Source organism: Cohnella lubricantis, assembly GCF_014212015.1.
Taxonomy (GTDB): Bacteria; Bacillota; Bacilli; order Paenibacillales; family Paenibacillaceae; genus Cohnella; species Cohnella lubricantis.
This window is the reverse complement of record NZ_JACJVN010000112.1, coordinates 1-865: the sequence shown is the minus strand read 5'-3', so window position 1 is coordinate 865 and position 865 is coordinate 1. Positions and strand designations below refer to the sequence as shown.

Sequence of the window (865 nt, the reverse complement as noted above, 5' to 3'; positions counted from 1 at the left end):
CATTAATTTATTGAGGGAGGAATGTAGGATGAAGAATGATAGGGCTAACGGGAAGCAAGCGTTACTGGCGATGGATGGCTCGCGGAATAGGAGGAAGGGAGATGCCGCGAGACAGGTGGCTCGAAGCGCTGTCTCAGCCGCAGGTCCTCAGGAGACCGCGAATGGGAGCGCGGATCCCGCATTCGAACACGCCTATGCGCAGATGATGGCGCGCGCGCTTGCGGAGAGCCGCGGTGAACGGAAGCGGCGATTGCAGGAAGAGCATGGCCATGCTGAGAGAATGCTCGCGGCTCGAGTTCTATGGCCAGCGTTTGGGAATCTGGACCATCTTCATCCGGAATATGAGATTCGGGATATTCGCGGCGGTGTCAACTTTGTCGACTATGCCTATATGCCATCGCGTCAGTTGGAGCTATTGCTGGAATGCGATGGCTTCGGTCCGCATTGGCGGGATATCAGCCGCTGGCAATTCGATCGCAACGAGGAGAGGCAGAATTTGCTGCTGCTCGACGAGTGGCGAATGCTTCGGTTCTCTTACGACGCTGTGATGGAGAGGACGGAGCGCTGCCAGCAGACCGTGCTCCTGGCATTGGCGAAGTGGGGTCAGGAAGAGACAGTTCGTCTAGGGGTGTATGAACGGGCGATCATGCACTTCAGCCTTACTTGCCATGGAGAGAAGATTACGCCTTCGCTGGTTGCGCAAGAATTAGAGATCCATCGACACACGGCTATGACACATATGAGATCTCTAGAAGAGAAGGGCTTGCTGACTCCATTGTTGTCGCCGACAGGAAGAAGAGTAGGCTATACGATACCAAATCAAAGACCGAAGAGGTAACTCGTTTGGAAGAGGTCGAGCAGATCG

The 865-nt window shown here is 54.9% G+C and carries 1 protein-coding gene; it reads left to right on the top strand.

Annotation, left to right across the window (positions count from 1 at the left end; translation table 11 throughout):
- Nucleotides 1-28 precede the first annotated feature (28 nt).
- A complete protein-coding gene (locus H4Q31_RS21180; protein ID WP_185181059.1) occupies nucleotides 29-838 on the top strand; it encodes a MarR family transcriptional regulator in 810 nt (269 codons plus the stop codon).
- Nucleotides 839-865 lie beyond the last annotated feature (27 nt).

Coding starts and splice junctions, on each gene's coding strand:
- H4Q31_RS21180 (WP_185181059.1), top strand. CDS start 29: ATGAAGAATGATAGGGCTAACGGGAAGCAAGCGTTACTGGCGATGGAT.